Here is a 23952-nt window from a genome sequence, read left to right as displayed (position 1 = left end):
CTGCTCGAACCGAACGGGTTTGAATTAGTACGAAACAACAAGGAACCGACCGCGTGACCGACCCCTTCCACATCGTCGTCCTCATGGGCGGCTGGTCGTCGGAACGCGAAGTCTCGCTCATGTCCGGCGCCGGCGTCGCGACCGCGCTCGAATCGCTCGGCCACCGCGTCACCCGCATCGACATGGACCGCAACATCGCCGCGCGCCTGACCGAAGCGAAGCCCGATCTCGTCTTCAACGCCCTCCACGGTTCGCCGGGCGAGGACGGCACGGTACAGGGCATGATGGACCTGATGGGCCTGCGCTACACGCATAGCGGCCTCGCCACCTCGGTCATCGCCATCGACAAGGTGCTGACCAAGCACGCGCTCGTCCCCGCCGGCGTCCCCATGCCCGGCGGCCGCATCGTCAAGACCGCCGAACTTCACGAACGCGATCCGCTGCCGCGCCCCTACGTCCTCAAACCCGTCAGCGAGGGATCCTCGGTCGGCGTCGCGATCGTCACCGACGACAGCAACTATGGCAATCCGATCGCCGCCGATGCAAAAGGCCCATGGCAGGAATTCGACGAACTCCTCGCCGAACCCTTCATCCGCGGCCGCGAACTGACCACCGCCGTGCTCGGCGACCGCGCATTGGGCGTCACCGAACTCAAGCCCAAGAGCGGCTTCTACGATTACGACAGCAAGTACACCGATGGCCTGACCGAACATGTCTGCCCCGCCGACATCCCCGACGATATCGCCCAGGCGTGCATGGCCTATGCCGTCACCGCCCACCGCGTGCTGGGGTGCAAGGGCGCATCGCGCACCGACTTCCGTTGGGACGACAGTCAGGGCGTCGAAGGCCTGTTCATCCTCGAAACCAATACCCAGCCCGGCATGACGCCCTTGAGCCTCGTTCCCGAACAGGCGCGCCATGTCGGCATGAGCTACGAACAACTCGTCGGCTGGATCGTGGAAGAGGCGATGCGATGACCCAGACCGGCAAACGCGTCGTCCAGACCCGCACCGTCAAGCCCAAGCGCCGCGTCCAGCAGAAGCGCCCGGTCCGCGCCTCGGTCCTCGATCAGGCGGTGGCCGCCCTTCCCGGCGGAGCCGCGACTGCCCGCCGCATCGTCGGCTGGAGCCTGACCGCCGGCGCGGGTGCGATCGTCGTCGCGCTCGCCAACTGGTTCGGCCTGTTCGGCATGGTCGGCGTGGCGGCGGCCGAAGCGGTCGGATCGGCGGGCTTCCGCGTCGAACAGATCGAAGTGACCGGCTTGAAGCGCATGGACGCCACCTCGGTCTATGCCGTCGCCCTCGATCAGCGGTCGCGGGCGATGCCGCTGGTCGACCTCGACGCCACGCGACAAAAACTGCTCGGCTATGGCTGGATCGCCGACGCCCGCGTCTCGCGCCGCCTGCCCGACACGCTGGTCGTCGATGTCGTCGAACGCGATCCGGCGGCGGTGTGGCAGAACAAGGGGCAGTTGATGCTGATCGACGAGAGCGGCGTCCTGCTCGACGGCGTGCAGCCCAACCGGATGCCGCGCCTGCCGCTGGTCATCGGCGACGGCGCCAATGCGCAGGAACCCGCCTATCGCAAGCTGATGGCCGCCGCCCCCGCGCTGAAACCGGTGGTGAAGGCGGCGGTATGGGTCGGCAATCGCCGCTGGGACATTCTGTTCCAGACCGGCGAACGGCTGGTCCTGCCCGAAGGGGATGCCGAATCGGCCAAGGCGCTGGTCAAGTTCGCGCAACTCGACGGCACGCTCGGCCTGCTCGGCAAGGGCTATGACCGGTTCGACCTGCGCGATCCGACCAAGCTGGTCGTGCGGATGAAGCATGCGACGCCCGAAGTCGATGACGACGGGTCGGACGACGTAGCGGGCAACGCGACCACGGCACCGCCGCCGGTCGACGGCGACTGAACAAGGGGGCAGGGGCATATGGCGAAGACGGCACCGGAAGGAATCATCACCGCGCTCGACATCGGCACGTCGAAAGTGTCGGCACTGATCGCGCGCGCCGACGATAGCGGTGAACTGACCGTGCTCGGCACCGGCCAGCGCGAGAGCCGCGGCGTCAAGCGCGGCTATATCGCCGATATGAAGGCGACCGAGACGGCGGTCCGCGAGGCGGTCGAGCAGGCCGAACGCATCGCCGGCTTCAATATCGAGGATGTGTGGGTCAGCTTCTCGGCGGGCGGGCTGGTGTCCGACATCGTCAAGCTGGAGGTCGACCTCGGCGGCCACCGCGTCGAACAGTCCGACATCGATGCGCTGCTGAAGGCCGGCCGCAACGCGATCGATCCGGGGCAGCGGATGGTGCTGCACGCGCAACCGATGCGCTACACGCTCGACGGCCTGGGCGGGGTGAAGGAGCCCAAGGGGCTGCACGCCGATCGGCTCGGCGTCGAAATCCATGTCGTCGCCACCGAAGGATCGCCGGTCCGCAATCTCGACTTGTGCGTCCGCTCGGCGCATCTCGAAACCAAATCGATCGTCGCCGCGCCCGTCGCGACCGGATTGGCCTGTCTGTCGGAGGAGGAGCGCGAACTGGGCGTCGCGCTGGTCGAAATCGGGGCGGGCATCACCAACGTCTCGGTCTTCGCCAATGGCGTGCTGACCGGCCTCGCCTCGATCGCGATGGGGGCCAGCGACATTACCGATGACGTCGCCTCCGCCTTCGGCACCAACCGCGCCCAGGCCGAGCGGCTGAAATGCTTCTACGGTTCGGCCAACATGTCACCGCGCGACAATCACGACATGATCGATGTCGCCCCGGTCCGCGCCGAGGAGGATTCGGAAGGGACCCGCATCACCCGCGCACAGCTCATCACCACCATCCGCCAGCGGCTCGAACGGCTGGTCGGAGAGATCGGCAAGGAACTGCGCCGGTTGAACTTCGACGATCCGGTCGGGCGACAGGTCGTGCTGACCGGCGGCGGCGCCGAATTGAAGGGGATCGCCGATTATGCGCAACAGGCGCTGGGCCGCCCGGTCCGCGTCGGTCGCGCACGCGGGCTGACCGCCTTGCCGGAGGCGCATTCGGGCCCCGGATTCGCGACGCTCGCCGGACTTGCCATGTTCGCCGCATCGAACCCGGTGGATTTGCGTGCGTTACAACCGACGCAACAGATGGTATCGCGTCCCAGTACGGGAGCGCTGTTCCAACGGCTGCTCACCGCATTCCGCACCAACTATTGACTTTTTATTACCATCTGGCCGCGGGGGACTAGGATCGCTCCGCCGCTTGATGCACAACGGCATGGTAATTGTGCCCGGTGCCGGCCGGGACAGGGAGACCGAGTATGAGCATCGAATTTCTGGCACCCGACGTGGATGAACTGACCCCGCGCATCACCGTGATCGGGGTCGGCGGTGCCGGCGGCAACGCGATCGCGAACATGATCCGTGCCGAGGTGCAGGGGGTCGAATTCCTCGTCGCCAATACCGACGCGCAGGCGCTGAAGCAGTCGTCGGCACCGCAGCGCATTCAGCTGGGTGCCAAGATCACCCAGGGTCTGGGCGCGGGCAGCCGCCCCGAAATCGGTCGCGCCGCGGCCGAAGAGACGATCGAGGCGGTGCAGAAGAGCCTCGAAGGCGCGCATATGTGCTTCATCGCCGCCGGCATGGGCGGCGGCACCGGCACCGGTGCGGCGCCGGTGATCGCCAAGGCCGCGCGTGAGATGGGCATCCTGACCGTCGGCGTCGTGACCCGCCCCTTCGCGTTCGAGGGCAAGCGTCGCGCGAAGTCGGCCGAGGCCGGCATCGAGGAACTGCAAAAATATGTCGATACGCTGATCGTCATCCCGAACCAGAATCTGTTCCTGATCGCCAACGCCAATACGACCTTCAAACAGGCCTTCGAAATGGCCGACGAAGTGTTGCAGCAGGGCGTGCGTGGCATCACCGACCTGATGGTCATGCCCGGCCTCATCAACCTCGACTTCGCCGACGTCCGTTCGGTGATGCAGGAGATGGGCAAGGCGATGATGGGCACCGGCGAGGCCGAAGGTGACAATCGCGCGATCGAGGCGGCGCAGCAGGCGATCGCCAACCCGCTGCTCGACGGCGTGTCGCTGAACGGTGCCAAGGGCGTGATCGTGTCGATCACCGGCGGCGACGACATGCGCCTGCTCGAAGTGGACGAAGCCGCGAACCATATCCGCGAGCTGGTCGACGACGACGCCAACATCATCTGGGGCTCGGCGTTCAACAGCGAACTGGAAGGCAAGATCCGCGTCTCGGTCGTCGCGACCGGCATCGAGGACGAGGCCCCGTCGCAGGCGCAGCCCGCCCCGGCCCAGCCCGAACCGACCCGTGCCTTCTCGTTCAACGCCCAGCGTCGCCCGACTACGGCGGCACCGGTCGCGCCGAGCGGTGCCGCTGCCGAGCATCTGCAGGAAGCACCCGCGCCCGCCCCGATGGAGCGTTTCCCGCAAGGGGTGAGCCAGCCGTCGGTGTCGGAACGGATCGTGCCGCATTCGACCTACGACGCGCCGCAGCACGTCGCTCCGCAGGCACCGGTGCAACCTTCGCACGTCGAAGATGACGAACTGGTGCTCGGTGCCGAAGCCGCTGCCCCGGCACCTGCGCCGACCCCGGCGAGCGATTTTGGTGCCTCGTCGAGCGAAGGCCGCCGCCGCTGGCTGACCCCGGAAGCACCCGCCGAACCGGCACCGCGCGAAGAAGCGGCCCCGACGCGCAAGCCCGGCGGCACGCTGTTCGAACGCATGGCCAATGCCGGCCGCGCCCCCGCGCGCGGCACCGACGATGGCAAGGAACCGCTCGACATCCCGCGCTTCCTCCACCGCCAGAACAACCAGTAAGCCCACCGCCCCGCGACCGGCATCGCGGGGCGAAAGGTCGGCAGGGTGCGCCCTGAAATCCTCCCCGCCCCGCGGGGAGGGGGACCGTCCACAGGACGGTGGAGGGGTATCGCCCCAAGCGAAACACCCGAAACTTTCCTACACGACAAAACCCTGTCAAACTTGAAACCAGCACCCGTTGCGCGGGAAGCTCGGCTCGAAAACGTCGCTACGTGTAACCTTCGTCACCTTCGCCCCCCGTTCGTCGCCACGACCCCTCGCTTCGTCGCCGACCCAGTCCAACCGCCATTCCCGGTTCAGCTCCGACATGGTGTAGCGAAGCCGCCCATGACCCGATTCACGCTCCTGTCCGCGACCGCCCTGCTGCTCGCCACCGCCGCCCCGCTTCCCGTCGCGGCTCAGTCCGGCGCGATCGTCCAGTCGGTGACGACCCCCAATGCCGACCGCCTGTCCGAACAGATGCGCATCCTCGGCCGCAGCCCCAACGACGTTACCGCGCTGGTCGAGGCCGGGCGACTCAGCGGCAAGCTCGGCGACACCGACGCCGCCATGCAATTCCTCGCCCGCGCCGAAAAGGTCGCCCCCAGCGACCCCCGCATCCGCGCCGCCCGCGGCGTCGCGCTGGTCGGCATGGAACGGCCGGGCGAGGCGCTCGCACTGTTCAACTCGGCCGAGCGGGCAGGGGTGGCGATGACGCCCTATCTCGCCGAACGCGGCCTCGCCTACGACCTGCTCGGACAGGGCAGGCTGGCACAGGCGGATTACCGGCAGGCGCTACAGGGCGGGGAAGACGACGAGGTGATCCGCCGCCTCGCCCTGTCGCTCGGCATCGACGGCAATCTGGCGGAGGCGACCAAGGTCCTGAACCCGCTACTTCTGAAGAACGACCGCGCCGCCTGGCGAGTGCGCGCCTTCACCCTCGCCATGGCGGGCGACGCGGCGGGCGCCGACAAGATTACGGCCAGCATGCTGCCGGGCTTTGCGGCCAGCCTGTCCCCCTTCTTCCGCCGCCTGCCGCAATTGGCCGGCGCGGACCGCGCCTTCGCCGTGCATTTCGGCCGTCTGGCTCCTACGCCCGAACGGATCGCCGACGCCCGCCTCGCACCACCGCTGCCTGCGCCGGTTCGCACGACTGCGCCAGTTGCAGTCGCCGCCGTGACCCCGACTCCGGCGCCCGCAGCCGTCCGCCAGCCGAATGCCGCCGAACGCCGTCGTCAGGCCGCCACCGAACAGGCCCGCCGAACCGCGGAAATCCAGGCACAGCAACTGGCCCAAGCCCGCGCCGACGAGACCGCCCGCCGCGAATCGCTGGCCCGCGCCACTGCCCAAAAGGCGGCGCAGGCGCAGCGCGAACGCGAGGCCCAGCAACTCGCCGCCCAGCAGGCCGAACAGGCCCGCATCGCCGAAGCGACGCGCCTCGAAGCCGAACGGGTCGCCGCGCGACAGGCGGAGGAACGCCGCATCGCCGCCGCTGCGCTTGCCGAACGCGACCGGCAGGCACAGGCTACGCGTCCGCCGGTCCAGGTCGCCGCCGCATCGGTGCCCGACCGACCGGTCGCAACACCGCCGGCAACCCCGACCGTCGCGCCTGCCGCCCGGTCCGAATCGAACGATGACGTCCTCGCCCGAATCATCCGCAACCTCGACATTCCGGCATCCGAACTGGGCGTCGGCCCGCCGCCCGCACCTACGCCCGTCCCGACCAGCGTCGCCGCCTTCGCCGCCGATGCCGCCGCCGCGCGCAAAGCTGCCGCACAACGCGAGGCCGATGCCCGCGCCGCCGAAGCCGCTGAGGCGAAAAAACAGGCCGCCGCCCGCGCCGCCGCTGCCAAAAAGGCCGCGGACGCAAAGAAACTGGCCGACGAGAAAAAGGCCGAAGCCGCCGAAGCCGCGAAGCTAGCCGCCGCCAAGCGCGCCGACCCCGAACGGCATTGGGTGCAGGTCGCCGGTGGCGCGAATGTCGCCGGGCTGCCCGCCGCCTGGGCGATCATGGCGGCAAAGGCACCGGCACTGAAGGGGCGGCAGGCATGGACCACGCCGCTGCGCGCTACCAACCGCCTGCTGACCGGGCCGTTCAAGACCGATGACGAGGCACAGGCGTTCGTCAACACGCTCCGCAAGTCTGGGGTTCAGGCCTTCGCCTTCACCAGCGAGGTCGGGCAGAAGGTCGCGCGGGTGCCGATCAAGTGACCGCCACCTATGCCGCGAACCCGCACGCCCATGGCGGCCGCCTCCACCCCGAACCGGGCGATGCGACACGCGGCCCACGCGACGCATTCCAGCGCGATCGCGACCGCATCATCCATTCGATCAGCTTTCGTCGCCTGCGCCACAAAACGCAGGTGTTCATGGCGCCCGATGGCGATCATTTCCGCGTCCGGCTGACCCACAGCCTCGAAGTCGCGCAGATCGGCCGCGCCGTCGCCCGTACGCTTGGGCTGAACGAGGATCTGACCGAGGCGTTGTGCCTCGCCCATGACATCGGCCATCCGCCGTTCGGCCATGCGGGGGAGGATGCTCTGGAAGCGGCGATGGCCGCGCATGGCGGCTTCGACCATAATGGTCAGACACTGCGCACGCTGACATGGCTCGACAGCCCCTATCCGCGCTGGCGGGGGCTGAATTTGACCTGGGACACGCTGGAAGGGCTTGCCAAGCATAACGGCCCGATCCCGACGCCCGGCTGGGCCTTGGCGCAGGCGGATGCGGCGCACGGTCTGCGGCTGAACGAATGGCCGTCGCTGGAGGCGCAGATCGCGGCGATCGCCGACGACATCGCCTATGACAATCACGACATCGACGACGGCCTGCGCGCCGGGTTGCTGACGCTCGACCAGTTGCTTAGCGTACCGTTCGTCGCAGCCGGATGGGACGCCGTGCGCCGACGCTTCCCCGATGTGCCCGCCGAACGGCTGGTCGGCGAACTGACCCGGTCGCAGATCGGGGCGATGGTCAACGACCTGATCGCCGAGACCAACCGCCGCCTCGCCTTCGCCGAGGTCGAGACCGTCGCCGACGTCCGTGGCGCCGGCCAGTGCCTCGCCCATTTCTCGCCTGAAATGGCCGAGCAGGAGCGGGTGCTCAAACGCTTCATGTACGCCAATCTCTACCACCACCCGCGCCAGTTGGCGGCGGCGGAAATGGCCGGGCGGGTCGTGGCGGGGCTGTTCGCCGCCTATCATGCCGATCCACGGGCGATGCACGATGGCTGGTACAGCACACTGCCCGACACCGAACCCGATCGCAGCCGCCACATCGCCGATTATATCGCCGGCATGACTGATCGCTATGCGGTGCGCTGCTACCGCGAGGTCGTCGGCCCGATCGACCTGCCCGAAGGGTTCTGACCCGACAGCAGCTTTTGCCTAAGCCGACCCTTTCCGCTAAGCGGCGCGGTTCCACCAACCGACCGGAACCGCCATGACGCTGTACCCCCGTTTCTTCGCCCATCTCGACCGCGCGCTCGATACGCTCGTCGCTCGCGGCGACCTGCCGGCGGGACTGGAGCGACGCGCGATCACGGTCGAGCCGCCGCGCGATACCAGCCATGGCGACCTGTCGACCAACGCGGCGATGGTGCTGGCCAAGCCTGCCAAGACCAACCCGCGCGCGCTGGCCGAATTGCTGGTCGCCGAACTGGCGGGCCTGCCCGAAGTGGCCGCTGCATCGGTCGCGGGGCCGGGCTTCATCAACCTGACGCTGACCGACGCCACGTGGCGCGGCGAACTGACCGCGATCGCCGAAGCGGGCGACGCCTATGGTCGGTCGCAGGCCGGGGCGGGGAGCGTCGTGAACATCGAATATGTCTCGGCCAACCCGACCGGTCCGATGCATATGGGCCATTGCCGCGGCGCGGTGGTCGGCGATGCGCTCGCCAGCCTGCTCGAATGGAACGGCGCGCGCGTCATCCGCGAATATTATGTCAACGATGCCGGCGGACAGGTCGCCGTCCTCGCCCGCTCGGTGCATTTGCGCTACCGCGAAGCGCTGGGCGAGAGCGTGACCATTCCCGAAGGTCTGTATCCCGGCGACTATCTGGTCCCGGTGGGCCAGGCGCTCGCCGCCGAGTTTGGCGACCGCTATGTCGATGCGCCGGAGGAGGACTGGCTGGTCCTGTTCCGCACCCGCGCCGTCGCGGCGATGCTCGCCATGATCAAGGCCGACCTGAAACTGCTCGGCATCGAACATGACGTCTTCTCCTCCGAAGCCGAACTCCAGGCGGCGAAGAAGCCCGAGGCGGCCGAGGCATGGCTGCGCGAACGTGACCTTGTCTATGACGGCGTCCTCGAAGCACCGAAGGGCGAGACGCCCGAGGACTGGGAACCGGTCGAGCTGCCGCTGTTTCGCTCGACGAAGTTCGGCGACGATCAGGACCGCCCGATCAAAAAGTCCGACGGCAGCTGGACCTATTTCGGTGCTGACCTCGCCTATCATTTCCAGAAGGCCGAGGGCGTCGACCAGCTGATCGATATCTGGGGCGCCGACCATGCCGGCACCGTCAAGCGGATCGTCGCGGCGGTACAGGCGCTGACGGAAGGGCGGACCCGCTTCGACGTGAAGCTGGTGCAGATGGTGCGGCTGCTGCGCGGCGGCGAGCCGGTCAAGATGTCGAAGCGCGCAGGCAATTTCGTGACGCTCGCCGATGTGGTGAACGAAGTCGGCAAGGACGTGGTGCGCTTCACCATGCTGACCCGCAAGGCCGATGCACAGATGGACTTCGACTTCGCCAAGGTGGTCGAGGCGTCGAAGGACAATCCGGTCTTCTATGTCCAATATGCCCATGCCCGCGTGCATTCGCTGGCGCGGCGTGCGGCGGAGGCGGGGATCGCCGTTGCCGATGACGCCGACCTGTCCCGTCTCGATACGGTCGAACTGGCGCTGGTGAAGCGTGCGGCGCAGTTTCCGCGCATGGTGGAAAGCGCGGCGGCGGTCCGCGAGCCGCACCGTATCGCCTTCTATCTCTATGACTTGGCCGCCGAATTCCATGCGGCGTGGAATCTGGGCAACGATGATCCGTCGCGCCGCTATCTGCAGCCGGACGATCCCGCACTGACACAGGCACGGCTTTTCCTCGCTCGTGCGATCGGGCAGATTATTCGCAACGGCCTTGCTATCATGGGGGTCGAGGCGGTTAAGGAGATGAAATAATGGCGGATTCGATCGCGTCCGGCGATCCCGACCACGAACGTCTGCCCTGGCTGGAAAGCGCAGATCCGGAACCGGATGCGCCGCGTCCGGTGTGGCGGACGGTCCTGCTGGTGCTGATCGGGTTGCTGATGGTGGCCGCGATCGTCTTTGCCCTGTTGCGTCAGCGCGATGCGCCGACCGCCAGCGGCACCGGCGACCTGATCGCCGCCCCCAACGAGCCGTACAAGACGCGCGCCGAGGGTAGCGACGGGATGCAGGTGACCGGCGACAGCGACACCGCCATCGCGACCAGCGAGGGGGCGATGGGCGGCAACGCTTCGGTCAATCTCAACGCCGTGCCCGAAGCGCCGGTACAGGACAGCGCTGCGGCACCCGCTGCGGCCCCTGCCAGCAGCGGCACCGGCCGTGTCGCCACCGCGGTTCCGACGACCACGCAGCGGCTGGAGGCGCGTGCTCCGGCAGCGGCGGCCCCTGCGCCGGCAGCGGCCGGGGCGGGCGGTTCGGTGGTGCAACTGGGCTCGTTCCCGAGCGAGGCGGTCGCCAACACCGCGTGGAACCAGCTGTCGCGGCGGTTCGGCTATCTCGCGCCGCTCGGCAAATCGGTGCAGGTCGCGGAGGTGAAGGGCAAGACCGTATATCGGCTGCGCGTCAACGCCGGTAGCGCCAACCAGGCATCGGACCTGTGCGGCAAGCTGAAACTGGCCGGAGAGAATTGCTTCATCGCCCGGTGAGGGTCACCGGTTGTCGCGCCGGGCCGCCTGCGGTAGCCCGGCGCCTATGAAGCCCGTGATCTTTGGCCTGTCCGGCCCGATGCTGACCGCCGACGAAGCCGCGCTGTTCCGCGAGGCCGATCCGCTCGGCTATATTCTGTTCGGGCGCAATTGCGTCGATCGCGCGCAGATGCGGGCGCTGACCGATGCGTTGCGCGACCTGTCTGGGCGGGCCGATCTGCCGATCCTGATCGATCAGGAGGGCGGGCGGGTCGCGCGGATGCGACCGCCCGAATGGCCGGCGTTTCCGGCGCCCGCTGCCTTCGCCGCGCTGTACGACCGTGCCCCGTCCTCGGCGATCGCCGCGGCCAAGGCGAACGGGCAGGCGATCGGCACGATGCTGGCGGAGGTCGGCGTGACCGTCGATGCACTGCCGCTGCTCGACGTCGCGCAACCTGACATGACCGGCGCGATCGGCGACCGCAGCTATGGTGCCGATCCGATGCAGGTCGCGGCACTCGGCCGTGCGACGCTCGACGGGCTGGCGGCGGTCGGGGTGGTCGGCATCGTCAAGCATATGCCGGGCCATGGCCGGGCCAGAGTCGACAGCCATCTCGAACTCCCGCGCGTCGATGCGTCGGACGACGAACTCGTGATCGACCTGCGACCGTTCCGTACGCTCGCCCACGCGCCGATGGCGATGACCGCGCATGTCGTGTTCTCGGCATGGGACGCCGATCGCCCCGCCACCCTGTCGCCGACCGTCATCCGCGAGGTGATTCGCACGCGGATCGGTTTCGACGGGCTGTTGATGACCGACGATATCGACATGAAGGCGCTGTCGGGCACCCCGGCGGACAAGGCCGCGGCGGCGATCGCTGCCGGCTGCGACGTGGTGCTCGACTGCTGGGCGCGCATGGACGAGATGACGGCGATCGCCGACCGGCTCGATGTCGTCGCGCCGGAGTCGCTGGCACGACTCGACCGGGCGATGGCAGGGGCGGGCAAGGCGACAGGGGTGCCGTTCGCCGAACTGGTCGCCAAGCGCGATAGTTTACTGGCACTCACCTGACGCCACCTGCGCGTAACGTCTTCCTAACCATGATTACCGCAGTCTTGCAGCGGTGTCAGGAGGGGAAGAACGTTGCTAACGACCGAACCGCTGCCGCTCCGGCATAGCTGGCCGTTGTTCGAAACCGGCGTTCGCCTGCCGCTCGGCGCGGTGCATGACCTGACCGTGCCGCTCGCCGCGCCCGCCTTTCGCTGCGACTTGGGGCGCGACTGCCTGCATTGGTCCGACGGCATCTTTGCGCTGTACGGCCTGCCGATCGGCCGCGAGCCCGAACGTGCGCTGGTCCAGTCGCTGTTCGATGACGAGACCCGTCGGAAGCTCGAACGTCTCGCCGCCTATTCGATCAAGCACCGGCGCGGCGTGACCCTCGACGCCGAACTGCACCCGCTCGACGTCGCCACCCGCTGGCTGCGGATCACCGTCGTGCCCGATCCGATCGCACGCGGTCGGCCAATCCTCTACGGGACGCAGAGTGACGTGACGCACGAATATCGGTGACGCCTGTAGCGTCGGGCGGATAGAGTCGCACGCATGGAAGCCGATGCGCCGGTACTGACGATCGAACTTGATGGATGGGAAGGGCCGCTCGACCTGCTGCTGGCGCTTGCACGGACGCAGAAGGTCGATCTGCGCCGCATCTCGATCCTCGCGCTGGTCGAACAATATCTGCGCTGGATCGACCGCGCGGCGGCGTTACGGCTGGAACTGGCTGCCGACTGGCTGGTGATGGCGGCATGGCTCGCCTATCTCAAATCGGCGCTGCTACTCCCGCGCGAGCCGGACATGGACCCCGACCCCGAGGAACTGGCGCTACGCCTGCAACTGCGGCTCGAACGGCTCGATGCGATGCGCGAGGCCGGCGCCCGGCTGCTGGCGCGCAACCGGATCGGGCGCGACGTGTTCACCCGCGGTGATCCGGAGGGGCTGCACGTCGTGCGTAAGGCCCGCTGGGACGCCAGCCTCTATGACCTGATCGGCGCCTATGGCCGGGTCAGTGCGCGGACGCGGCCGGTGCTGCATGTCGTACGTCACCGACCGGTAATGACGCTGGAGGTCGCGATCGAACGGGTCGAGGCGCTGCTCGGTACCCGGATCGACTGGACCGCGATCGAAGCGTTCCTGCCCGGCGATGCCGACGAACGCTTCCGCCGTTCGGCGCTCGCCTCGACCTTTCTCGCCACACTCGAACTGGCGCGACAGGGCAGGGTGGCGATCCGGCAGGACGCACCGTTCGGGCCGATCGAACTCCGGCCGATCGCATGACCGATCCGTTCGTCCGCGCGGTGGAAGCGGTGCTGTTCGCCAGCGAGACGCCGCTGACCGCCACCATGATCGCCGCCTATGTCGGCGACGGCGATATCCGCGCCGCGCTGGCGACCATTCAGGCCGATCACGCCGAACGCGGCTTCGGCTTGGTCCGGCGCGGCGAGCATTGGCATTTCGAAACCGCGCCCGACCTCGCCCATTTCCTGCGCCGCGACCGCGACGAATCGCGCAAATTGTCGCGCGCCGCGATCGAAACGCTGGCGATCATCGCCTATCACGAGCCGGCGACCCGCGCCGATATCGAATCGATCCGCGGCGTACAGATCTCGAAGGGCACGATCGACGTCCTGCTCGCCGCCGGCTGGGTCCGTCCGGCGGGGCGCCGCGAAGTGCCCGGACGGCCGCTGATGTATGCCACGACCTCGGCGTTTCTCGACCATTTCGGGCTGAACAGCCGCCGTGACCTGCCGGGGATCGACGACCTGCGTGCCGCCGGCCTGCTCGAACCAATCGACGATGCGTTTGCAACCATGCTGGAAAGCGGCGACGATAGCGACTAAGTGAACCGGAACGATCCGTTTCGTGTGGAGTGTGGACGATGGGTGGTCTTAGCATTTGGCACTGGCTTATCGTCGGCGTCCTGGTCCTGTTGCTGTTCGGCAAGGGTCGTTTTTCCGACATGATGGGCGATGTGGCAAAGGGGCTGAAGAGCTTCAAAAAGGGTATGGCCGAGGATGACGACGTACCGCCGCCGCCGGCGCGCCCGCGCGAACGGCTGGAGCAGCGTCCGCTCGACGATCGCTACGATCACGATCCGGCTCCGCGCGATCCGGCCTATCGCGACGCTCCGCGCGACGCCGATCGTCCGCACGGCGACCGCTGATCCTTTGCCAACCGGCGGGTTGCGTGCCCGCCTGAACCCGAGCGCCGATGTTCGATATCGCACCTACCGAATTGATGGTCGTCGCGCTGGTCGCGCTGGTCGTCATCGGCCCAAAGGACTTGCCCAAGGCGATGCGCTTCGTCGGCCACTGGGTCGGCAAGGCGCGCGGCGTCGCGCGTCAGTTCCGCTCGGGCTTCGACACGATGGTCCGTGAGGCCGAACTGGCCGAAATGGAAAAGAAATGGGCGGAGGAAAACGCCCGGATCATGCGCGAACATCCGACGACGGATGCGCCGGTCCATCCGGTCGACGCGCCGTCGCCCCCGCCGCCGGTGCATGACCCGGCGCCGCACGACGAACATGCCGCACCGCTGATGGTCGAGCGGCCCGAACTGCGCGAAGGTCCGGCCGATCAGCCGCCTGCCGCCGATGGCAAGGCCGCGTCATGAACGATATCGACGACAGCCAGGCACCGTTGCTCGATCACCTGATCGAACTGCGCCGCCGCCTGCTCTATTCGGTGGTGGCGGTTGCGATCTGTTTCGGCGTCTGCTTCTATTTTTCCGAACAGATTCTGACGTTTCTGGTGAAGCCGCTGCTCGCCGCCGGGCAGAAGCGGGTCATCTTCACCCAGATTTTCGAAGCCTTTTTCGTACAGATCAAGGTCGCGTTCTTCGCGGCGATGATGCTCGCCTTTCCGGTGATCGCCAACCAGCTGTGGCAGTTCGTTGCGCCCGGCCTGTATCGCAACGAAAAGCGTGCGCTGTTCCCGTTCCTGCTCGCGACGCCGATCCTGTTCATCGCCGGCGCGGCGCTCGCCTATTACGTGACCATCCCGGTCGCATTGCATTTCCTGCTCGGCTATCAGGGCAATCTAGGCGGTGTGCAGCAGGAGGCGTTGCCTTCGGTCGAGAACTACTTGTCGTTCGTGATGCAGTTCCTGTTCGCGTTCGGCCTCGCCTTCCTGCTGCCGGTGCTGCTGATGCTGCTGGAGCTCGCCGGGATCGTCACCCGCAAGCAACTGGTGGGTGCGCGGCGCTATGCGATCGTCGCGGCCTTCGCGATTGCGGCGGTCGCGACGCCGCCGGATATCGGGTCGCAGTTCCTCCTCGCGGTGCCGCTGATCCTGCTCTACGAACTGGCATTGATCGCGATCTGGTTCACCGAAAAGCGCCGGGCAAAGCGCGATCCTGATGCTGCCGGCGAGGAAGAGACTGCCTGACGCGTCGGTTGCGGCGGTCGATCGACGACCGCTGCCGTACAGCGATCCGCTCGCATCAAGTCCGACACTGTCCCGGCGCAGGACCTGCGATGAAGGTAAGCGGCAAGAAGCTGGGGGTGCCCAGCCTTCGCCGGGGCGACGACGACAACCTCTTAAGACCATGTGATTTCGTTGGGGGCGTAGCCGGCAGACACTTTGGCAGCGAAAAGGCGGCCCGGACTCGATCCGAACCGCCCCCAATGTCGTCCTTCGTCGGACTTACTTCGAATCCTTGGCCGCGCCGGCCACTGCGTCGCCTGCCGACGATACGTCGCGGCCGACGCCTTCGACCGTGTTGCACGCGCTGATGGCAAGGGCACCTGCGACTACTGCCAAGCTTAGAAACTTACGCATATGTACCTCCGACTTGAAGGCGGGATGACCCGCTGTCCGAGGGAATGTCTGATGCCCGACTTCGTTCCGGTCGGGTAACGCATTGACATTGCATATAAAAAGCAACCCGCCGGTTTTCACCGACGGGCTGCTTAGTTTGAAACCAGAATATGGGCCCGGCGGCGCTACCGGGGGGGGAGGGTTCGCACCAACCGGGCCCTGTTCGTGGATAGCGAGAGCGGGGGGGCATAAATTCGCTATCCAAGGGTGATAACGGCATGCCCGATGCTTGGTTCCGACCGATCTGTGTCTTTTTTGATATTTGTATCCGGTGTTCGATCAGGCCGGGTAGGCGCCGCAGCGCTTGACCTGCCACAGCCCCTTGCGCCAGCATTTCTTGTTGTCGAACTGGTACAGGCGCGCCGGGCGGACATAATAGGGCAGCGCGCGGCCGAACTGCTGTTCGCCATACGCCACCAGCGAGTTGCGCATCTTGCGCATCCGCATTTCAGCGAATTCGCCCAGATAGCCGCGCGGCACGAAGATCGCTTCCTGCCCGATCTCGTTCGCCGCCTGGCAGAAGCTCAGCTGCGCCGACACGGTCGAGAAGCTCGAATAGACGCGCGTACCGAACTGGTCGAGCGCAGTCTGGCCCGCCTTGGTCGAACCGGCGGTACGGATGAAATATTTGCCGAGCGCGTCATAGCTCTGCTTCAATTCGTCGGCATGGTCGAACAGCAGCGCGTTGTAATTGTGCAGCGTCAGCAGCGTCGGTTCGAACTGGCATTGCAGCGCGGCGACGTTCAGCCCCGAACGCAGGTTCCACAGCACAGCAGCGCGCAGCTCGGCCGGCGTCGCACCGGGCAGCGCCTGCGTCGCGACGCCGGATTCCTCTCCGGTCACGCGCGGACCGTTGGTGTCGACGTTCTTGAGGAAAAACTGTGCCGAGGCGGGGGTGGCCGCGACGGTCAGGGCGGCGGCAGCGGCCAGAAACAGGGTACGCACTACGCTCATCTCTTCCTTATCACGGCGCATCGGCGCCTGGGTCAGGGAGCGATGGTTAGGCAGTTTTGCCGGGCGACCCAAGCCCGATTCTGCAACACGCATCACGTTTCGCCGCACGGCCGCGTAACGATCGGTCGATCGACAGGAACACAACGAAAAGGGGCCGCCCGGTCACCCGGACGGCCCCTTCGCCAGAATAGCCGAAACGGCTGATTACATGGCGTTGGTCATGCCGGCTTCGTTCGACATCATCATGTCGTTCGACATCATGGTGTCGTTCGACATCATCATGGTGTCGTTGCCCATCGCGCCGTCCACGGCGGTCATGTTGTCCGACATCGTGCCGTCCATCATGTCGGTCGAGTTCAGGTCGGTGACGGTCGCGTTGTCCGCGGTGGTTTCGGTGTTGCCGCCGCAAGCCGACAGCGCCAGCGCCGCGCCGGCAACGATCGAACCGGTCAGAATCTTCGAGAATGCACGCATGGTAAGCTCCCTAAGCTGTGGAGTAGGCGGCGTTCTTATGCCGTTAATACCCAATCCGCGCTGGACATTAGTCGAACGACCCGTCCCCCTCAAGCCTCGTTTTGCGCGCTAGCGTACAAGGCGTTCAGGAAGGCGGGAAAGCCGTCTGCCAACGCCTGGTCAAAGTCGGTGGTATCGACCGGTTTGCCAAGGGCCTTCGCGCTCGTAACCGGATATTCGGCGATACCGCAGGGAATAATCCCACTAAAATGTGTCAGATCCGGGGCGAGATTGACGGAAAATCCGTGCAACGTCGCCCAGCGGCGCACCCGCACGCCGATCGCGCCGATCTTCGCTTCGGTCCCGCCGTCGCTGGTCCAGATGCCGATCCGGTCGGGCACGGCATAGGCGCGAATGCCGAATTCGCCGAGTGCCCCGATCACCCATGATTCGACCGCATGGACGAAGCGCCGCACGTCGCGCCCGCGCTTCGTCAGGTCGAGCATGAGATACCCGATCCGCTGCCCCGGCCCGTGATAGGTATAGCGTCCCCCGCGCCCGGCGGCATGCACCGGAAACCGGGTGTCGAGCAGTTCGGCGGGATCAGCGCTGGTTCCCGCCGTATAAAGCGGGGGATGTTCGAGCAGCCAGACCAGTTCGTCGGCACGTCGATCGGCGATCGCGGTCGCGCGCGCCTCCATCTCCGCCAAAGCCGCCGGATATTCGATTCGGCCCGGCGAGCGGCGCCATTCGATCTGCTGTTCGGTCGCGATCGGCGGAACGGGTGGATTGCTGGCCATTTTCATTCGGAAAGAGGAGGGGTAGAGCGTCCTTCGGACATATGGGGAGCGAGCGCAACGATGGTGAGTGTCGGAACAGTGTGGGACCGCGCGGTCGATTTCGTCCGCGACCATCTGAGCGCGGTAATGCCGGTGCTGCTCGTCACCCAGTTCGCCGCCCCCGCGATCAGCGGCAGCCTGGCCGGTGTGCGCGCCGATGCGACCGGCGGCACTGCTGCCGGGCTGGGACTGCTGTCCATCGCGACGACGATCATCTCGCTCTGGGGTGCGCTCTACCTGGTCGGTTTTGCCGCACAGCCGAGCGGCCGCGAACATCGTGACGAGGCGATGCGCATCGCGACCAGCAGGTTCCTGCCGCTCATCGGGGTCAGCATCGTGCTGATGGTCGTACTCGGCATCCTCGCGCTGCCGGGCGTGCTGCTCGCCGTTTCGAGCGGGTTCGATTTCATGGCGATTGCCAACGGCACGCCGCTGCAGCCCGCCGACGTCGCCAAGCTCGGCTCGGCTCTGCTGTATTTCGTGGTGCTGGCGCTGTTCGTGCTGTGGGCGTCGGCGCGGCTGCTGCCGATCAATGCCGTCGTGGCAATGGAGCGGCGCGGGCTGGGCGCAATTCCGCGCGCCTTTGCGCTGACGCGCGGGCTGACCTGGAAGCTGATCGGCCTGATCCTGCTCTACGCCATTGTCACCGGCGTGGCGGTATCGGCGGCACAATTCGTGTTCGGCGCGGTCATTGCACTGGTCGTCGGCGACGATGGCGGCCTGTCGATCGCGACCGTCGCCGGGTCGATCGCGGTTGCCGCGGTCAGCGCGGTGCTTGCGCTCTACCAGTCGGCGTTCATCGGCAAGTTGTACCGCGCCATCATCGGCGAACAGGACGACGTGGCCGTTTTCGCATGAGGATCGATATCGGTGCGGTGGTCCGCGAGGCGCTGGCGATCTGGCGGCGCGACCGCGACGTGATTCTGGCGGTGGCAGGCGTATTCTTCTTCGTCCCCAATCTCGCGCTGTCGTTGCTGCTGACCATGGACCGGGCGCCGGTGACGGTCGATGCCGCCACCGTCGACGACAATGCGCTGATCGCGACGTTGCAGGCGCAACTGATCGAAAACGCGCCATGGCTGGCGATGCAGGCGCTGGCCGAGCTGATCGGCATCGCGGTGTTGCTGACGTTGCTGCTCGACCCGGCGCGACCGACCGTGGGCGAAGCGTTGCGCAGCGTGGTCCGCCGTCTGCCGGTGCTGGTCGCGGCGACGTTGCTGGTCAATGCCGCGAAGTTCGGCGGGCTGCTGCTGCTGATCCTGCCCGCGCTGTATGTGATCGGTCGTGTGTTCGTGGTGATACCGGTGCTGGTCGCCGAGCCGCAGCGCCGCTTCGGCGATGCGATGACGCGCGCGCTGACGCTGACCAAGGGGTATGTGCTGCAACTGGTCTCGCTGTCGGCGATGCTGTATTTCGGCGGCCAGCTGATCGCGCTGCTGCTGACCAGCACCGCCAGCGCCGTGTCGCGCAGCGGGGGCAATCCGGTGACGATGGCGATGCTCGCCACCGCCATCGCCTTTGTCGGGGCGGCGATGTCGACCGCCTTCGCGCTGGTCCGCGCGACGGTCTATCGACGGCTGGCGAGCAGGGGATAATGCGGCGCGGCGTCGGCGGGCAGAATGCCGATGCTGCGCGGATCGACGAAGGTCTCGATCGTCCGCTGATACGGCACGAAACCCGACCGCCGATAGAAACCGAGCGCACCGGGATGGTCGAGCGTGCAGGTATGCACCCACACCCGCCGCACGTCCTTGCCCCATGCCAGCGCCAGGGCATGCGCCATCAGCCAGCGGCCATGCCCCTGTCCCGCCAGTTCGGGGATCAGCCCGACATAGGACAGCTCGCATTCGCCCGCCTTGCGATCGTCGAGTTCGAGCATCCCGACCTCGATCCCCGCCCGGTCGACCACCGCCCAGATGCGGACCGCATCGTCGTGGATGATCGCCGCCAGCGTGTCGTCGGCCATCACCAGCCGCGAGAACCACAGCCACGGCCCGCCGATCCGGCGGAACAGCGCGCGATAGCGCTCGATCCCCGGCCGCTCCCAACGCACCAGCCGCAGCGGCGATGCCGGCAGCGGCGCCGGACGCGGCCGTTCGCGCATTTCGAGCGAAGTGACGATCGTCGCGACCTCGTCCGGCTTGACCGGGATCAGCCCCACCGCCTCAGCTCCACGTCGCCAGCGGCGGCAGGCTCATCAGGATCGCATCGATATTGCCGCCGGTCTTCAGCCCGAACAGCGTCCCCCGGTCATAGACCAGGTTGAATTCGGCATAGCGCCCGCGCCATTCGAGCTGCCGCGCGCGATCGGCATCGTCATACGGCATCGCCATCCGCCGCCGGACGAGCTGCGGATAGATCGACAGGAATGCCTCGCCCACGTCGCGGGTGAAGGCGAAGTCGCCTTCCCAGTCGTTCGACAGATGGTCGTAGAAGATGCCGCCGACGCCGCGGTGCACGCCGCGATGGGGGATGTAGAAATAATCGTCGGCCCATTGCTTGAACCGCGGATAATGCGCCGGATCATGCGCGTCGCACGCCGCCTGCAGCGCGGCATGGAAATCGGCGGTATCCTCGGCATAGGGGATAGGCGGGTTCAGGTCCGCGCCGCCGCCGAACCAGCGCTTGGTGGTGACGAGGAAGCGGGTGTTCATATGCACCGCCGGCACGTGCGGATTGGCCATGTGCGCGACGAGGCTGATGCCGGTCGCGAAGAAGCGCGGGTCCTCGGCTGCGCCATGAATCGACTTGGCGAACTCGCCCTCGAACGTGCCGCCGACCGTCGAGACATTGACCCCGACCTTCTCGAACACCTTGCCCTTCATCACCCCGCGCACGCCGCCGCCGCCGGGTGCGCCCGACGGATCGATGCGGTCCCATGGCGTGTAGGCGAAGGCCGCGTCCGATCCGGCCTCGCGCTCGATCGCCTCGAACGACGCGCAGATGCGGTCGCGCAGCGATTCGAACCAGGTGCGGGCGGTTTGTTGCTGGTGATCGAGCGGTTGCATCGCTGCGCTTTGCCGGGCGGGGCGGGCGGGAGCAAGAGGACGGAATGTCTCAATAGGTTGCAACCCGTAGACGACGAGGCGGATCAAGCCTGGGAACCGGTGTCATAATTGCCGAAAAGGTGGCTGGGGTTGAGCGCACGCGCGCCACAATGTCCGCATGTCGAACGTATGCGTCATATGTCGGAACGGTCTTTTGCTCACAGCGCTTGCTGCGTTGCGGGCGAATATCACGCAAATCCGCCATTCCGGTCGAGCAAAAACCGGTCGACGCGACCGGCCAAGGGGGGTAGGACGGTTGCAACCAATGCGAACTGCCGGACCCGTCGGTAGCGTGACTGCACTGATACCGGTTACCTAATGGAGAGAGCCATGTTCGACCGCACCTATTACGCGACGCACCCCGACATGATGGAATGCGTATCGAACGAGGAACTGCGCGACCGGTACCTGATCGACGGCCTGTTCCGCGAAGGCGAATGCGTCCTCAACTACACCCATGCCGACCGGTTCGTGATTGGCGGCGTCGCGGTGGGCGATGCCCCGGTCAAGCTGCCCGCGCAGACCGAACCCAAATCGGCCGAGGGGCATCCGTTCCTCGAACGCCGCGAAATGGCGGTGGTTAATGTCGGCGAAGCCGAAGGCACGCTGACCGTCGATGGCGAGACGTTCACGCTCGGCAACAAGGACTGCGTCTATGTAACGATGGGCGCGACCGACGTCGAATTCGGTGGCAAGGGCGCGCGCTTCTACATCGCGTCGTGCCCGGCGCATAAGGGGTTCACCACCCGCAAGCTCGGCATCGCCGACGCCAATGCGCTCGACCGCGGCAGCCTCGAGGAATCGAACGAGCGCACCATCTATCAGCTGGTCATCCCCGGCGTGTGCGATTCGGCGCAGTTGGTCATGGGCCTGACCGTGCTCAAGCCCGGTAGCGTGTGGAACACCATGCCACCGCACATCCATGAACGCCGCAGCGAAATCTATTTCTACTTCGAACTGCCGACCGAGAACGACAAGGTGTTCCATTACATGGGCGAGGGCGAAGCGATGCGCCACATCGTCATGGGCAACGAGGAAGCCGTCATCTCGCCGCCCTGGTCGGTGCATATGGGGTCGGGCACGCGTGCCTATGCCTTCATCTGGGCGATGGCGGGTGAGAACCAGGACTATACCGATATGAAGGTGCTCGACATCTGCCAGCTGGCGTGAGTCTGCCGTATCCCCGCGCAGGCGGGGATCCAGAGCCGCGGACCTGAACGCTCGTAGCCCTGGGTCCCCGCCTGCGCGGAGATACGCGTTGCGAAGGACCGGGCGCCGCGTGATAGCCCAAATCCCGCCGGTGCGGGAACCGAGGAGTTACCATGAATCCCTTCGATCTTTCGGGCCGGGTCGCGGCCGTCACCGGCGCCAATACCGGCATCGGACAGGCGATCGCACTGGCGCTGGCCGCTGCCGGCGCCGATGTCGCGCTGATCGGGCGCACCCCTGCCACCGACACTGCCGATCGGACGCGGGCCATGGGTCGCCGGGCGGAGATCGTTTCCGCCGATCTGTCGACCATCGCCCCGGTCGAAGGGGTCGTGCAGCAGGTCGTCGATACGCTTGGCGGGCTCGACATTCTGGTCAACAATGCCGGTATCATCCGCCGCGCCGACAGCCTCGACTTTACCGAGGAAGACTGGGACGCGGTCATCGACACCAACCTCAAATCGGTGTTCTTCCTGTGCCAGTCCGCCGGGCGCCACATGGTGGCGCAGGGGCGGGGGAAGATCATCAACATCGCCTCGATGCTGACCTTCCAGGGCGGCGTCCGCGTGCCGAGCTATACCGCGTCCAAGTCCGGCATCGGCGGCCTCACCAAGCTGCTGGCCAATGAATGGGCGGCGAAGGGCGTGAACGTCAATGCGATCGCGCCGGGCTATATCGCCACCAACAACACGGCCGCGTTGCAGGCCGATGAGACCCGCAACCGCCAGATTCTCGAACGCATTCCCGCCGGGCGCTGGGGTGCGGCCGATGATCTGGGCGGGGCGGCGGTATTCCTTGCGTCTTCGGCGTCGGATTATGTTAACGGCCATGTCCTAGCGGTTGATGGAGGATGGCTGGCACGATGATCCTGTGTTTCGGGGAATTGCTGTTGCGGTTGAGCGCCCCCGGGCGTGAGCTGTTGATGCAGAGCCACCGGTTCGACGTGCATGTCGGCGGGGCGGAGGCGAATGTCGCGGTCGGTCTCGCCAATCTCGGCCATGCCGCCGCCTGTGTCAGCGCGGTGCCCGACAATGCGCTCGGTCACGGCGCCGTCGCGGCGATCCGCGCACAGGGGGTCGATTGTTCGCGTGTCGTCCGGCGTGACGGGCGGATGGGGATGTATTTCCTCAGCGTCGGCGCCGGTTTGCGCGCCTCGGACATCGTCTATGACCGCGTCGGCTCCAGCTTCGCGACCGCGCCGGCCGATAGCTGGGACTGGGACCGGCTACTCGACGGCTGTACCCGGCTGCACCTGTCGGGGATCACCCCGGCGCTTGGGCCCGACAGCGCCAATGCCGCGATCGCCGCTGCCGAAGCGGCGCGGGCGAAGGGGCTGACCATCTCGTTCGACGGCAATTACCGTGCCCGCCTGTGGGAAGCATGGGACAGCGACCCGCGCAGCGTGCTGACCAAATTGGTGAGCCTTGCCGACCTGTTGTTCGGCAACCACCGCGACGTGTCGCTGCTGCTCGGCCGCGACTTTTCGGGCGATGGCGAGGATCGCCGGCGCGAGGCGGCGGAGGCGGCGTTTACGGCCTTCCCGAACCTGAAGCACATCGCTTCGACCGCGCGCCATGTCGACGATGCCGACCATCACCGGCTGTCGGCGCGGATCGATACGCCGTCGGCTTCGGTCCAGACCAACGAGATTACCATCTCCGGCATCGTCGATCGGATCGGCGGTGGCGACGCCTTTGCCAGCGGCGTGCTCCACGGGCTGATGTCGGGCAGGAGCGAGGAAGTCGCCGCGCATTGGGGACTGGCGGTCGCCGCGCTCAAACATTCGCTTCCCGGCGATTTTAGCCTGTTTCATCAATCCGATATCGATGCGTTTCTTGCCGGCGGACTGGACGTCCGCCGCTGATCCGATCATAGCTGTCGGCCAAGGGGGGCGCGGCTGCG

26 protein-coding genes are annotated in these 23952 nt (G+C 66.8%); 20 read left to right on the top strand and 6 right to left on the bottom strand.

Going from position 1 to position 23952, the window contains the following annotated elements:
- The first annotated feature begins 53 nt into the window (after positions 1 to 53).
- The 15 genes from ACTHQV_RS07720 (at position 54) to tatC (ending at position 15116) form a co-directional block, all read left to right on the top strand.
- Positions 54 to 977 carry a D-alanine--D-alanine ligase gene (locus ACTHQV_RS07720; RefSeq protein ID WP_440489343.1) on the top strand — a complete coding sequence of 308 codons (924 nt, stop codon included), beginning with the start codon at positions 54 to 56 and terminating at the stop codon, positions 975 to 977.
- Complete coding sequence (locus ACTHQV_RS07715; RefSeq protein WP_440489342.1) at positions 974 to 1912, top strand: cell division protein FtsQ/DivIB; 939 nt, start codon at positions 974 to 976, stop codon at positions 1910 to 1912. The genes ACTHQV_RS07720 and ACTHQV_RS07715 overlap by 4 nt, the downstream gene beginning before the upstream one ends.
- A gap of 18 nt (positions 1913 to 1930) precedes the next feature.
- Positions 1931 to 3190, top strand: coding sequence for a cell division protein FtsA (ftsA, locus tag ACTHQV_RS07710; RefSeq protein WP_440489341.1), 1260 nt, complete (start codon positions 1931 to 1933; stop codon positions 3188 to 3190).
- Between the two features lie 104 nt (positions 3191 to 3294).
- A complete protein-coding gene (gene ftsZ / locus ACTHQV_RS07705) occupies positions 3295 to 4815 on the top strand; it encodes a cell division protein FtsZ (protein WP_440489339.1) in 1521 nt (506 codons plus the stop codon).
- Positions 4816 to 5142: 327 nt separating this feature from the next.
- The gene (locus ACTHQV_RS07700) at positions 5143 to 7005 is read left to right on the top strand and encodes a tetratricopeptide repeat protein (RefSeq protein ID WP_440489338.1); all 1863 of its coding nucleotides are present in this window, start codon (positions 5143 to 5145) and stop codon (positions 7003 to 7005) included.
- On the top strand, positions 7002 to 8162 hold the full coding sequence (locus ACTHQV_RS07695; RefSeq protein WP_440489337.1) for a deoxyguanosinetriphosphate triphosphohydrolase: 1161 nt from the start codon (positions 7002 to 7004) through the stop codon (positions 8160 to 8162). The genes ACTHQV_RS07700 and ACTHQV_RS07695 overlap by 4 nt, the downstream gene beginning before the upstream one ends.
- 73 nt (positions 8163 to 8235) lie before the next feature.
- Positions 8236 to 9963: an arginine--tRNA ligase gene (gene argS / locus ACTHQV_RS07690; protein WP_440489335.1), complete on the top strand. Its 1728-nt coding sequence runs from the start codon at positions 8236 to 8238 to the stop codon at positions 9961 to 9963.
- Positions 9963 to 10694 (top strand): SPOR domain-containing protein, encoded by a 732-nt coding sequence (locus ACTHQV_RS07685; RefSeq protein ID WP_440489334.1) that lies wholly within the window; start codon positions 9963 to 9965, stop codon positions 10692 to 10694. The genes argS and ACTHQV_RS07685 overlap by 1 nt, the downstream gene beginning before the upstream one ends.
- A 46-nt stretch (positions 10695 to 10740) precedes the next feature.
- Positions 10741 to 11745 carry a beta-N-acetylhexosaminidase gene (gene nagZ / locus ACTHQV_RS07680; protein WP_440489332.1) on the top strand — a complete coding sequence of 335 codons (1005 nt, stop codon included), beginning with the start codon at positions 10741 to 10743 and terminating at the stop codon, positions 11743 to 11745.
- Positions 11746 to 11817: 72 nt separating this feature from the next.
- Positions 11818 to 12243, top strand: a complete 426-nt coding sequence (locus ACTHQV_RS07675) for a hypothetical protein (RefSeq protein ID WP_440489330.1) — start codon at positions 11818 to 11820, stop codon at positions 12241 to 12243.
- A gap of 33 nt (positions 12244 to 12276) precedes the next feature.
- Complete coding sequence (locus tag ACTHQV_RS07670; RefSeq protein ID WP_440489328.1) at positions 12277 to 13008, top strand: segregation and condensation protein A; 732 nt, start codon at positions 12277 to 12279, stop codon at positions 13006 to 13008.
- Positions 13005 to 13571 (top strand): SMC-Scp complex subunit ScpB, encoded by a 567-nt coding sequence (gene scpB, locus ACTHQV_RS07665; protein WP_440489326.1) that lies wholly within the window; start codon positions 13005 to 13007, stop codon positions 13569 to 13571. Before ACTHQV_RS07670 ends, scpB begins: the two co-directional genes overlap by 4 nt.
- A gap of 38 nt (positions 13572 to 13609) precedes the next feature.
- Positions 13610 to 13894 (top strand): twin-arginine translocase TatA/TatE family subunit, encoded by a 285-nt coding sequence (locus tag ACTHQV_RS07660; RefSeq protein ID WP_440489325.1) that lies wholly within the window; start codon positions 13610 to 13612, stop codon positions 13892 to 13894.
- Between the two features lie 47 nt (positions 13895 to 13941).
- Positions 13942 to 14343: a Sec-independent protein translocase protein TatB gene (tatB, locus tag ACTHQV_RS07655; protein WP_440489324.1), complete on the top strand. Its 402-nt coding sequence runs from the start codon at positions 13942 to 13944 to the stop codon at positions 14341 to 14343.
- On the top strand, positions 14340 to 15116 hold the full coding sequence (gene tatC, locus ACTHQV_RS07650) for a twin-arginine translocase subunit TatC (RefSeq protein WP_440489323.1): 777 nt from the start codon (positions 14340 to 14342) through the stop codon (positions 15114 to 15116). Before tatB ends, tatC begins: the two co-directional genes overlap by 4 nt.
- Positions 15117 to 15374: 258 nt before the next feature.
- On the opposite strand, the gene ACTHQV_RS07645 is transcribed toward tatC, so the two are convergent.
- From ACTHQV_RS07645 to lipB, 4 genes are all read right to left on the bottom strand, one after another.
- Positions 15375 to 15509: an entericidin A/B family lipoprotein gene (locus ACTHQV_RS07645; RefSeq protein ID WP_056452423.1), complete on the bottom strand. Its 135-nt coding sequence runs from the start codon at positions 15507 to 15509 to the stop codon at positions 15375 to 15377.
- Between the two features lie 318 nt (positions 15510 to 15827).
- Positions 15828 to 16502, bottom strand: a complete 675-nt coding sequence (locus ACTHQV_RS07640; RefSeq protein WP_440489321.1) for a hypothetical protein — start codon at positions 16500 to 16502, stop codon at positions 15828 to 15830.
- 204 nt (positions 16503 to 16706) lie between these two features.
- Entirely contained in the window at positions 16707 to 16976 is a 270-nt protein-coding gene (locus ACTHQV_RS07635; protein WP_242115838.1) for a hypothetical protein, read from the bottom strand.
- A gap of 89 nt (positions 16977 to 17065) precedes the next feature.
- Positions 17066 to 17755, bottom strand: coding sequence for a lipoyl(octanoyl) transferase LipB (gene lipB, locus ACTHQV_RS07630; protein WP_440489319.1), 690 nt, complete (start codon positions 17753 to 17755; stop codon positions 17066 to 17068).
- Positions 17756 to 17818: 63 nt separating this feature from the next.
- Here lipB and ACTHQV_RS07625 point away from each other — a divergent pair, with 63 nt between their 5' ends.
- Positions 17819 to 18652, top strand: coding sequence for a hypothetical protein (locus ACTHQV_RS07625; RefSeq protein ID WP_440489317.1), 834 nt, complete (start codon positions 17819 to 17821; stop codon positions 18650 to 18652).
- A complete protein-coding gene (locus tag ACTHQV_RS07620; protein WP_440489315.1) occupies positions 18649 to 19389 on the top strand; it encodes a hypothetical protein in 741 nt (246 codons plus the stop codon). The genes ACTHQV_RS07625 and ACTHQV_RS07620 overlap by 4 nt, the downstream gene beginning before the upstream one ends.
- Here the strand turns inward: ACTHQV_RS07620 and ACTHQV_RS07615 are convergent.
- Complete coding sequence (locus ACTHQV_RS07615) at positions 19362 to 19955, bottom strand: GNAT family N-acetyltransferase (RefSeq protein ID WP_440489314.1); 594 nt, start codon at positions 19953 to 19955, stop codon at positions 19362 to 19364. The genes ACTHQV_RS07620 and ACTHQV_RS07615 overlap by 28 nt on opposite strands.
- 4 nt (positions 19956 to 19959) lie before the next feature.
- Complete coding sequence (gene hemF, locus ACTHQV_RS07610) at positions 19960 to 20802, bottom strand: oxygen-dependent coproporphyrinogen oxidase (RefSeq protein WP_440489313.1); 843 nt, start codon at positions 20800 to 20802, stop codon at positions 19960 to 19962.
- Between the two features lie 369 nt (positions 20803 to 21171).
- Here hemF and kduI point away from each other — a divergent pair, with 369 nt between their 5' ends.
- The 3 genes from kduI to ACTHQV_RS07595 all read left to right on the top strand — a co-directional run bounded on the left by kduI (position 21172) and on the right by ACTHQV_RS07595 (position 23914).
- Complete coding sequence (kduI, locus tag ACTHQV_RS07605; protein ID WP_440489311.1) at positions 21172 to 22011, top strand: 5-dehydro-4-deoxy-D-glucuronate isomerase; 840 nt, start codon at positions 21172 to 21174, stop codon at positions 22009 to 22011.
- A 152-nt stretch (positions 22012 to 22163) separates the two neighbouring features.
- Positions 22164 to 22916: a 2-dehydro-3-deoxy-D-gluconate 5-dehydrogenase KduD gene (gene kduD, locus ACTHQV_RS07600; RefSeq protein ID WP_440489309.1), complete on the top strand. Its 753-nt coding sequence runs from the start codon at positions 22164 to 22166 to the stop codon at positions 22914 to 22916.
- Complete coding sequence (locus ACTHQV_RS07595) at positions 22901 to 23914, top strand: sugar kinase (protein ID WP_440489308.1); 1014 nt, start codon at positions 22901 to 22903, stop codon at positions 23912 to 23914. The genes kduD and ACTHQV_RS07595 overlap by 16 nt, the downstream gene beginning before the upstream one ends.
- Positions 23915 to 23952: the final 38 nt, after the last annotated feature.

Source organism: Sphingomonas sp. SAFR-052 (genome assembly GCF_051965015.1).
Taxonomy (GTDB): Bacteria; Pseudomonadota; Alphaproteobacteria; order Sphingomonadales; family Sphingomonadaceae; genus Sphingomonas.
This window is presented reverse-complemented; position numbering and strand designations above follow the sequence as displayed.

What these genes read in the sequence shown, in the direction of transcription:
- tatC (WP_440489323.1), top strand. Translation starts at nt 14,340, where the DNA reads ATGAACGATATCGACGACAGCCAGGCACCGTTGCTCGATCACCTGATC.
- ACTHQV_RS07635 (WP_242115838.1), bottom strand. Translation starts at nt 16,976, where the DNA reads ATGCGTGCATTCTCGAAGATTCTGACCGGTTCGATCGTTGCCGGCGCG.
- ACTHQV_RS07715 (WP_440489342.1), top strand. Translation starts at nt 974, where the DNA reads ATGACCCAGACCGGCAAACGCGTCGTCCAGACCCGCACCGTCAAGCCC.
- nagZ (WP_440489332.1), top strand. Translation starts at nt 10,741, where the DNA reads ATGAAGCCCGTGATCTTTGGCCTGTCCGGCCCGATGCTGACCGCCGAC.
- ACTHQV_RS07685 (WP_440489334.1), top strand. Translation starts at nt 9,963, where the DNA reads ATGGCGGATTCGATCGCGTCCGGCGATCCCGACCACGAACGTCTGCCC.
- argS (WP_440489335.1), top strand. Translation starts at nt 8,236, where the DNA reads ATGACGCTGTACCCCCGTTTCTTCGCCCATCTCGACCGCGCGCTCGAT.
- scpB (WP_440489326.1), top strand. Translation starts at nt 13,005, where the DNA reads ATGACCGATCCGTTCGTCCGCGCGGTGGAAGCGGTGCTGTTCGCCAGC.
- ftsZ (WP_440489339.1), top strand. Translation starts at nt 3,295, where the DNA reads ATGAGCATCGAATTTCTGGCACCCGACGTGGATGAACTGACCCCGCGC.
- ACTHQV_RS07670 (WP_440489328.1), top strand. Translation starts at nt 12,277, where the DNA reads ATGGAAGCCGATGCGCCGGTACTGACGATCGAACTTGATGGATGGGAA.
- hemF (WP_440489313.1), bottom strand. Translation starts at nt 20,802, where the DNA reads ATGCAACCGCTCGATCACCAGCAACAAACCGCCCGCACCTGGTTCGAA.
- ACTHQV_RS07645 (WP_056452423.1), bottom strand. Translation starts at nt 15,509, where the DNA reads ATGCGTAAGTTTCTAAGCTTGGCAGTAGTCGCAGGTGCCCTTGCCATC.
- ACTHQV_RS07700 (WP_440489338.1), top strand. Translation starts at nt 5,143, where the DNA reads ATGACCCGATTCACGCTCCTGTCCGCGACCGCCCTGCTGCTCGCCACC.
- ACTHQV_RS07620 (WP_440489315.1), top strand. Translation starts at nt 18,649, where the DNA reads ATGAGGATCGATATCGGTGCGGTGGTCCGCGAGGCGCTGGCGATCTGG.
- ftsA (WP_440489341.1), top strand. Translation starts at nt 1,931, where the DNA reads ATGGCGAAGACGGCACCGGAAGGAATCATCACCGCGCTCGACATCGGC.
- kduI (WP_440489311.1), top strand. Translation starts at nt 21,172, where the DNA reads ATGTTCGACCGCACCTATTACGCGACGCACCCCGACATGATGGAATGC.
- lipB (WP_440489319.1), bottom strand. Translation starts at nt 17,755, where the DNA reads ATGGCCAGCAATCCACCCGTTCCGCCGATCGCGACCGAACAGCAGATC.
- ACTHQV_RS07640 (WP_440489321.1), bottom strand. Translation starts at nt 16,502, where the DNA reads ATGAGCGTAGTGCGTACCCTGTTTCTGGCCGCTGCCGCCGCCCTGACC.
- ACTHQV_RS07595 (WP_440489308.1), top strand. Translation starts at nt 22,901, where the DNA reads ATGGCTGGCACGATGATCCTGTGTTTCGGGGAATTGCTGTTGCGGTTG.
- kduD (WP_440489309.1), top strand. Translation starts at nt 22,164, where the DNA reads ATGAATCCCTTCGATCTTTCGGGCCGGGTCGCGGCCGTCACCGGCGCC.
- tatB (WP_440489324.1), top strand. Translation starts at nt 13,942, where the DNA reads ATGTTCGATATCGCACCTACCGAATTGATGGTCGTCGCGCTGGTCGCG.
- ACTHQV_RS07660 (WP_440489325.1), top strand. Translation starts at nt 13,610, where the DNA reads ATGGGTGGTCTTAGCATTTGGCACTGGCTTATCGTCGGCGTCCTGGTC.